Origin of the sequence: Mesorhizobium sp. M1050 (assembly GCF_040318715.1) — a bacterium.
Taxonomy (GTDB): Bacteria; Pseudomonadota; Alphaproteobacteria; order Rhizobiales; family Rhizobiaceae; genus Mesorhizobium.
The window spans coordinates 1-8204 of sequence record NZ_JAMYMV010000127.1; the positions used below are offsets into that span (position 1 = coordinate 1).

At 58.2% G+C, this 8204-nt stretch carries 6 protein-coding genes and 6 pseudogenes; 6 read left to right on the top strand and 6 right to left on the bottom strand.

Translation table 11 applies throughout. From position 1 onward, the window contains the following. Nucleotides 1–151: 151 nt before the first annotated feature. The 3 genes and pseudogenes from NKH57_RS32680 to NKH57_RS32690 form a co-directional block, all read left to right on the top strand. Entirely contained in the window at nucleotides 152–244 is a 93-nt protein-coding gene (locus NKH57_RS32680; RefSeq protein WP_352950463.1) for a hypothetical protein, read from the top strand. Between the two features lie 176 nt (nucleotides 245–420). Next, a pseudogene (locus NKH57_RS32685) lies at nucleotides 421–731 on the top strand (NADH-quinone oxidoreductase subunit B family protein); the annotation flags it as partial. 431 nt (nucleotides 732–1162) lie between these two features. Beyond that, a pseudogene (locus tag NKH57_RS32690) lies at nucleotides 1163–1353 on the top strand (helix-turn-helix domain-containing protein); the annotation flags it as partial. A 35-nt stretch (nucleotides 1354–1388) separates the two neighbouring features. Here NKH57_RS32690 and NKH57_RS32695 read toward each other — a convergent pair. Both NKH57_RS32695 and NKH57_RS32700 read right to left on the bottom strand, forming a co-directional pair. Next, nucleotides 1389–1529, bottom strand: a complete 141-nt coding sequence (locus NKH57_RS32695; RefSeq protein ID WP_023762542.1) for a YqaA family protein — start codon at nucleotides 1527–1529, stop codon at nucleotides 1389–1391. Between the two features lie 390 nt (nucleotides 1530–1919). Next, nucleotides 1920–2624, bottom strand: a complete 705-nt coding sequence (locus NKH57_RS32700) for a GGDEF domain-containing protein (protein ID WP_352950466.1) — start codon at nucleotides 2622–2624, stop codon at nucleotides 1920–1922. 488 nt (nucleotides 2625–3112) lie between these two features. Between NKH57_RS32700 and NKH57_RS32705 the strand changes: the two genes are divergently transcribed. Together NKH57_RS32705 and NKH57_RS32710 are read left to right on the top strand one after the other, a co-directional pair. Further along, a complete protein-coding gene (locus NKH57_RS32705) occupies nucleotides 3113–3379 on the top strand; it encodes a hypothetical protein (RefSeq protein ID WP_352837835.1) in 267 nt (88 codons plus the stop codon). A 126-nt stretch (nucleotides 3380–3505) separates the two neighbouring features. Then, on the top strand, nucleotides 3506–3706 hold the full coding sequence (locus NKH57_RS32710) for a hypothetical protein (protein ID WP_031261225.1): 201 nt from the start codon (nucleotides 3506–3508) through the stop codon (nucleotides 3704–3706). A gap of 605 nt (nucleotides 3707–4311) precedes the next feature. Here NKH57_RS32710 and NKH57_RS32715 read toward each other — a convergent pair. From NKH57_RS32715 to NKH57_RS32730, 4 genes and pseudogenes are all read right to left on the bottom strand, one after another. After that, nucleotides 4312–5105, bottom strand: a pseudogene (locus NKH57_RS32715) (IS91 family transposase). Between the two features lie 266 nt (nucleotides 5106–5371). Next, a pseudogene (locus NKH57_RS32720) lies at nucleotides 5372–5633 on the bottom strand (transposase); the annotation flags it as partial. A gap of 338 nt (nucleotides 5634–5971) precedes the next feature. Further along, nucleotides 5972–6274: pseudogene (locus NKH57_RS32725) on the bottom strand (transposase); the annotation flags it as partial. Between the two features lie 692 nt (nucleotides 6275–6966). Then, nucleotides 6967–7677 carry a pentapeptide repeat-containing protein gene (locus NKH57_RS32730; protein ID WP_023762587.1) on the bottom strand — a complete coding sequence of 237 codons (711 nt, stop codon included), beginning with the start codon at nucleotides 7675–7677 and terminating at the stop codon, nucleotides 6967–6969. An 81-nt stretch (nucleotides 7678–7758) separates the two neighbouring features. On the opposite strand from NKH57_RS32730, the pseudogene NKH57_RS32735 reads away from it, so the two are divergent. Further along, nucleotides 7759–7977 (top strand): annotated as a pseudogene (locus tag NKH57_RS32735) (mechanosensitive ion channel family protein); the annotation flags it as partial. Nucleotides 7978–8204: the final 227 nt, after the last annotated feature.

Genomic DNA, 8204 nt, shown 5'->3' on the forward strand with positions numbered 1-8204 from the left:
CTCTGCTTTGTCCACATCTAAAGCTTGAATCATAACCCAGCCTCAGACGAAACCCCCCGGCAAGCCGATTTTCAAAACAGTCTCTAAGCGCCGTGGAACAGCGTGGCCAAGTGGGGAGCTTGTCGCAGCCAGCCGCTATTTTGAACGGCTGATGGATAATTCCAAGGTGGTGCGGTATCTGGCGCGCAATTTTCCTGGCCATTTTGAAGAGTTTCACAATCTGTCGGTGCTCTTCCTCAAATAGGTGGGGGAGCGGGCCGGCTCCACAGCCGCTCGGCGCACTACCGGATTTCCTTTTGACGCGCCAACACTACATGGCTTACTAATCTTTCCAGATCACGCGCTTTGATTTCGACCAGCCGCCGGAACCGGATGGTTTCCAATTCCTGCCCGACAGGATGGAACACCCGCGGCGGTCATGGAATCCGGTTCGTCGCATCGCCGCGCCATGCCGATGTACTGCTCGTCACCGGGCCCGTGACCAAGAATATGCGAGAGGCACTGAAGCGAACCTACGACGCAACTCCCAATCCCCAATGGGTGGTCGCCTCGCACTCGGACATTGTGCCAGCAACGGCGGCTGTTTCGCTGGCAGCTATGCCGTGATGCGCGGCGTGTCGGAGGCTCTGCCTGTCGACCTGCACATTCCGGGGTGCCCGCCAGCGCCAATCGAAATTCTGACAGGCCTGCTCGCCTTGCTTGAGGGCGTGAATTCAAAGCGTGATCCATGAGGCTGAATATCGATGGGGAGGCTTATCCAGGCCGGCCTTGTCGCTGCATGTGTCATGTGTCCAAAGCATACCCTTGCGGAAGCGCCGGGCCGCTTGGTGGCATTGATCGAGGTGAAGGCGACATCCAAGATCGACAGCAGCGACTTTCGGCATATCAATTGGTTTGACGCGGCTCGGACTATTTTTGCTGGGTGGCTACAGCAACCATCCGATTTCTATCCGAAGCTATCCGAGGCTACGATCATCGTATTCAGCCTCTTCCCTTCATCGAAAAACGCGCCTCACTGTGTCCGTACAAGAGCGTGTTCGACAGTTGCGGTGCGTGCCTGAAGTAACGCCACGGCACTCCGGTCGGCTCCGCTCGCAACAACTGACGGTCGTCGAACCGAACCGGTCGACGATGCATGTTGAGGCATCTAATGTAAAAAAGAAAATTTCTCACGGACGAAGAAGTCTCAGGGCGCTATCGCGGGGTGTTTCCGTCGGAACACTCCGCAATTGGCGCGCGATGAAAATCGGGCCGACCTACATCAAGATCGGCAAGGCAGTGCTATATCGCCTTGAGGAGCTCGATGCATGGGATCGAAAGAATATCGTGATCTGCCGTGCCTCGCGCGTATAGAAAGCGCTGCTTGCGGTACCGATGAGGACGGCAACTCACGTGATCGCCCACAGTCCTCCCGCAACGACCGCCGCATAGCGTGCGGCCTTGCCCATTGCGACAAGAGCAACGAACACCCAGAGATCCACGCGTGCCGCGCCTGCCGCAATGGTGAAGGCATCTCCAACAACCGGCATCCAGGCAAACAGCAGCGTCCATTCGCCAAAGCGTCGGAACGTCCCGCTTGCCTACTCATAGCGCTCAGGAGTTATAGGGAACCAGCGCCTGGTCCCACCGGCCACATTCGACGTATATTGAATCGATGACTAAGCGCTACGACATGCAGCGAGCACATAGTGCACATAGTGGTCTCTAGTCGATCACTGACGTCTTCACCGGACAGCCGGCTACTCTTGACGGTGTGCTAGTCGTGAGGCTGAAGCCAACAGAGGCCGATGACTTGAGAGACCGGAAGGCGAAGGGAATCGCCTGAGCCGCCTGGTGACATGCACCAGCTATGCACCAGCCATGCCAACTCGACTGCCATCATTTTTTGGCGTCTGCTAGCGCGGCTCATCGGCAGGGGTTCATTCGAATCTGCGGCGTGTCTTTCGCTCTTCTGCGTCTTGCAACCTGGTTGGCTCATATTCGAACGACACGCGGTTCCGCCCACGTTGTTTCGCTTCAAAAAGGCACCGTCCGGCAATGCGGAGGACGTTCTGAGTATCTGCATTGCGAGAGATTTCTGCACCCCCGATGCTGACGGTCACCTTTACGACGTCCTGTTGCCCCCGGACCCAGGGAATCCCCTCGATATTCCGACGGATGTTCTCCGCAATCGTCATTCCCTGCTCTTTGCGCGCCTCTCGCAGCAAGATCCCGAACTCTTCCCCGCCAAGACGGCCAATTGAGTCACCTGGGCGTGTCGCATAGACGAGGGCCTTTGCCATCTGCACCAAAGTCTCGTCACCCTTGAAGTGTCCATGTTTGTCGTTGATTGAGGAGAAATGATCCGGATCGATCAAGAGAACCGTGTCGCATTCTCCTTCATCGCGCCTCCTGTCCATCCTTGCCATGAATTCACCGCGGCTAAGGAGCCCCGTCATCGGGTCGTGGCTGGTTACGAAGGTGAGCCTCTCGTGCGCCTCTCTGAGGGCTGTGTGTGACTTCTCCAGCTTGTCGCAGGTATCCTGGATCGTTTCCGACTGGGCGAAAATGTAGGCACTGACCGGCATTCCGATCAGGATGGGAATGAAGGTACATTCCACCCAACTCAGCCAGTCGATCGGCATCTGCAACGCAAGCTGGCCGTGAACGACAGACCGACGGTCGCCACGACTGCAATTATCGTCACGATTACTGATTTGCCCAGAATACGATTGGTGCGCGGCATCATATCGTCTTTTTAAACACCGGCACTGAATATGACGTTACCAATTCGACTAAGATTATTCGGGCCCAAGCGCTGGTGCAAAAAGCGGCCCTCGACCTTGCCAGAGGGACGTCCATAAGTTGTGTGCGTCAAGTTCTGCAAAAATGGCGTGGCGGTAGCTGTGACGTCGGCGTGTTAGGCCGTTTGGCTGCTGTGGAAGCTTGGCGATTTTCACATATCGCGTGGTTTAGCGCACATGGCCGCGATACCTCCTGCAGTCCACATCCTCAAGGACGCAGGGCTATTCGAATTTGATATCTTGGGGTTATCCGCGCAAGCGTATTTGCACCTACATTAGCCACCACTTGACGAACCCAATGCCCGCACCAGACTTATGGAATGGCTGGAATGGCTCGGGAAATTATCGACGCCGATGATGAAATGACGATCACCGTCGCCGTTCTGAAGATGCACGATGACTGGGATCGCAATTCGGCTATTGCGTCCATGTCATTTCTGATCAGCCCGGTGCTGGGCGGAGTCAGCCGAAAGTTCCACGGCCTTTCCCTTTCGGCGCCAAAGCAGACGAAGTCCGCAAACAAGGTGGAGCCCACAGGCGAGATGGCCGGGTACGCGATGAGGCCGCAATGTCACGGTAAATGCCGGCGCAGCTAGCAACATCACCATTAGCGCAGAGCCAAGGCCGAGCCAGAGCATAGCCACTTAAAAGTACGATGATTGTAGGAAAGCCGCCACCCTTCGAATGCCTATATCGCTGTCTGCCAGCCAAGGAGAGGAATGATGAAGAATCCCTATTGGGCCGATGAAACCCAAGACTTCATTCTTCGCGACGTTCTTGATTTGGCCGGTTACAGCGATCATGGCGTCGTAATCACAATGATTGATGCGGAAGGAACGCGACTTCGTCTCCACCTGGAGATCAGCACGGGCGAGCTGCTGTGCGAGCGAATCGCAAGCGCGCTTGAGGGCCGTTACGGGTAGTTCAAAGCCCAAGCGCGGTTCAGGGCTTGATCTGTTTCATTCGCACGCCTGATTGGCTGGAACCAGCGGTGTGTGCCAAAGGCGGTTTCAGTCCTGTTCTTAGGGGGTGCAACCGTTCGTCACCGCTATCCACCCATAGTAAGGCGTGCAGGAATCAAGGTCCCTATTGAACCTCCCGTTGCGCGAGAATGGCTCTTGCCGCCGGGTGGGGATCCAAGGCAATGAAAAAACGGCCTAAGGCCTGTTGAGATTCTGGAGGGTTCTGTGTGGTCGCGGGCGCGATGGTACGGGCTCGCACGGGTCGCGACTACATTGAAGCCTGATTGAACTGAACCGCGGGATGGCGGGCGGGGCTATGGGGATTTAGGGCTCGACATGTGTCCGAGGCGCCGGAGCGGGCTCGCCGATCGCTCTTGGCGGTCGCCCGTCGTCGAGATGCAGGACCATCTGCGACGCGCGAGACGGCGCCATTGGGGCGTTGACGCTGAGGTGTGGCGTTGCTGGCGACAGCCAGGCTGCGACTTTGACTAGCGGCGCGCAAAGGCCCTTCGGCGACTGTAGCAGACGCCGGGATGGACGGTGCGAGCGTGTCGGTGCGCAGCGTGTCATGAGGTGTCTGGCCAGGTCGGGGCCTTGCGCGGGATCGGGCCGAGCGAGGCCATGGCGCCGCCGCAGCCCGGACAGATGTTCAGGGAGCGCCCTGTGAGACAGCGGTAACGCTGGCGATAGTCGGCGGTCGGGTCCGGCGTCAGCGGCGTGGGCGCCGCCAGAAGAAGACGGCACTGGGCGAGCTTGGCGACGCGGTGGCCGTTGGCGAGGAGGCCGTAATGGCGGATGCGATGGAATCCGTCTGGAAGAGCGTGCAGCAGGAAGCGCCGGATGAACTCGTCGGCGCTTAAGGTCATGAGCGTGTTTGGACTTGTCGTGGTGGCGATAGTCCTTCCAGCGGAAGCTGACCTTTCCCTGGTCCAGGCTCACGAGGCGGCTGTTGGCGATGGCGACGCGATGGGTGTAGCGGCCCAGATAGGCGAGGACCTGTTCGGGACCGCCGAACGGGGGCTTGGCGTAGACGACCCATTCGATGCGCTTCAGTCCAGTCAGTTGGGCGCAGAAAGTGGCAGGGTCGGCCAGGCTGGCTGAAGTATGGGACCGGCAGCAGCTCAGCCTGCCGCTCGGCCAGCCACTGGGCGCGGGCTAGGCCCTGGCACTTGGGGCAGTGACGGTTGCGGCAGGAGTTATAGGCTTGCCGCACGAGACCGCAGTCGGCGCAGTGTTCGGCGTGACCGCCCAGGGCCGCGGTCCGGCACGCCTCCACCGCGCCCATAACCCGGCGCTCGACACGCCCGAGATGGCCGGCATGGTTACGGCCGAATCGTCGGCGATGCGCCGCCGCCCGCATGGCTGATGGCGATGCTGGGCGGAACAACAGATGCATGGTGAAAGGGCTTCGTGGTGCAACCTTTGGAGAAATGAGAAATGCGGATTGGAAGGCAAATGCTAATCGCTCTACGGGGGCTGGTTTTCGCGGCGATGGAATTTCGCTTCGGATTATTTAAGGCCAAGGCTGGCGCTAACGAGATAATTTGATAAATGCTGGCATTTTGTCGTCCTGCTACGCAAATGTCAGCTTTTCGCTCTAACAATGTCCTTTGGCTGTAATGCCGATCAAGCACCGAAGTTGGCGCGATGGCGGCGGAGAAGACCACGCTCGGCGCTGGCGATGGTCGCCTCGAAATCTTTGGCTTGCCGGCGACAACGTCCCAGCCAGGCGAAAGTTTGCTCGACGACCCGTCGTCGCGGCGGGCACCTCAAAGCCCTTGGCCGTGTCGGAGCGCTTGATGATTTCGATGGTCCATGTGCCGAGATTGGCCAGAGCCTGCGACAGTTTTTCTCGGGCGGGAACGGTCCGGCAATGCCCGCCACTGGCAGCCGGTCAGCCGATGTAGAGATGTAGAGAAGTGCGTCCACGACCGCCCGAAGGTCTGTCGCCAACGCGTGGGTGTTACAAGGGATAGAATGCCGGCGCCCGTTTGAGGGCGCTCTTTTGCTATCGTCGGCAACGTGATGGCAAGTCGGGATCGCGCGTCACGAGCTCGAAAACCACCACTCGTCGCAAACGAAGACAACGGGACGACCGCGGACTGATCCGCGAACCCCTAGAGTTGTGTGCGTCAAGTTCTGCAAAAATGGCGTGGCGGTAGCTGTGACGTCGGTGTCCGCCGCGCAGCTCCCGTGTTTCGCGGAGCGGCGGACACATGACGGTGCTCAGGCGGCCAAGGCCCTCAGGCTCTCCTTCTTGTGCTCGCGCAGATGATCCATGTTGAGATAGCGGGTCGCCTCGAGCCAGTTCTCGTGGATCTCCACCGCCAGCGCCCGAACCAGCCGCAGGCAACTCTGCGGGTTGGGGAAGATGCGCACGACCAGGGTGCGCCGTTTGATCTCCTGGTTCAGCCGCTCCAGCATGTTGGTCGATTTCATGTGCTTATGATGGGCAAGCGGCAGCCGATAGAAGCTCAGCGTCTCCTCGATGTTGTCCTCCACCCAAGATGATGCAAAAAATGGATACCGAAAAACAGGTCGGCAGGGCAGCCTGATTGGTTGTGTGGCCAAAACTGGCGAGATCTACACACCGATCAAATGATGCTGCTGTCGCGTCATCTGTCGCAAGCCGATCCAGGCGCAGCAATAGGCCCCACCGTCGATCAAGCTGTCGTAGGTGGGAACAGCTTCTCCGGTTAGCGACGGCAGACAAGCAATCGATCCACCGCGCGGCAGCGGAAAGGACTCATTCGGTTCGAGCCGCTTTTGAATTCGGTTGCCCAAACTAGGCACCGTTCCTGTAGAAGCGCTATGAATGTCGTTTCTTCTGGCCACCTGTCGGGCGTCTTTCGATGCCCGATGCGACCAAAACGCGATGGACGGAAGTTGCTCCTATTCCAATCAGCCTGGCAATCCGGCCCTGCCCCAGGCCGCTCTCGTAGAGCGATATGATCTTCTTTGTACGTTCTTTGACAACGCTAACAGTGCCAAGAAAACACATTAAGACATTGATTTTCCAGTCATTTTCAGAGTTCGCTGTTATGCTCCACTTGTCCCACCAATTTCCTTCCTGTCAATTTGTTTTTAAAGCGCTTTTCAGTAGCGCCTTATTCGGTGCCTAAATTAGTGCCTAACCTCTTCCGATGATGAAGCGCCTGGGTTGCGGCTCGCTGTCTTCGTCTTCCTCGGCGTCCTTGCGGTGATAGGCGGCTTGCCGACAACTATTCTTGCTGGAATTGACAGGGCCAATCTTCAGGCCTCGTCAAGCCAGAAGGCAACTCGGTCCGGGCGTCTCCGCAAGCCATGTTGAGCTGCCACTGGGACAGACCCGCCGAATTGGAAAGATCGAGGCCCTCGATACGGGTCAGAAAGAAAAAAGCGCGGTCAAAGTCTATCGGCGCGGTGAACGTCGCTCCTCGGAAGTCCGCCCGCGCGAGATTGGCAAACGAAAAGCGGCTGCCGCTGATATCGGCTTCATGGAACTGCGCTCGCCCCAATTCCGCCTTTGTGAAATCAACATTGGTCAGATTGGCGTCCTGGAAATTCGAGCGCTGCACTTCCGCGCTCGCAAACACAGCGCCCTGCGCGTCCATTCGGCTGAAGTCGGTCCTGTAAGCCTCGATTTTGTCGAACCGGGCGCCTTTGGCGGTCGAGTCGGCCAGGGAAGCACGCACAAGCGTTGCCTTCTCAAAATTTGCCGCACGGAGATTGCTGTTCCTGAGGTCGGTCGAAGTGAAATCAACACCGAACAGGTTCGCCCCGCTCAGGTCCTGTCCTTTTAGGATGAGAAGCTTTTTGTCACAGTCCTGCCAATTGACGCCAGGCGTCGCGGCTGCGTCGCAATTTTGAGCGGCAGTGGCGTTCTGCCAAGCAAATACAGTGCAAACCGCTAGAACCAAGCCGGATGCGCCGTAAACTCTGGTTCGTCTCATTGTTGCTGGACCTCTGCTACTCGCCGACAATCAACCTTACCACATCTGCTGACACTCGAAAGCGACGGCGTTTTTCCCGCTATCGACAGCTTTGGCGACTCCGGGATCGACCTCAGGATGAAGCTGATGACCAAGCCGGGAACTCAGTTCGGCATCAAGCGGCGAGCGTTCATGATGATCAAGAAGGCATTCGACGAGAACGGCATAAAGCTCGCCGTTCCCACCGTGCATGTGGCGGCTGGCGGCGACAACGCGGCCGCCGCGCAGCAACTACTTAAGATGAAGCAGGTTGCGAGCTAGCGACAAACCCGCGCCTGACGGTACCTAGTCGGTCAGCCTCTACAGGCTACATGCAGCTGCTCGCGGCCTGCCAACGTGTAGTTTTCGGACCGGCGGTCATCGAGTGCATCCTCTGTGGCGGCTATCACGGGGTGGCGGGCCACCGACTCCCCCCGTGGTGTGGACGCGCCGTGACGACTATCCCTAGGTAGTTGCCCGCAATGCGTGTATCGACTGCACATTCGCCG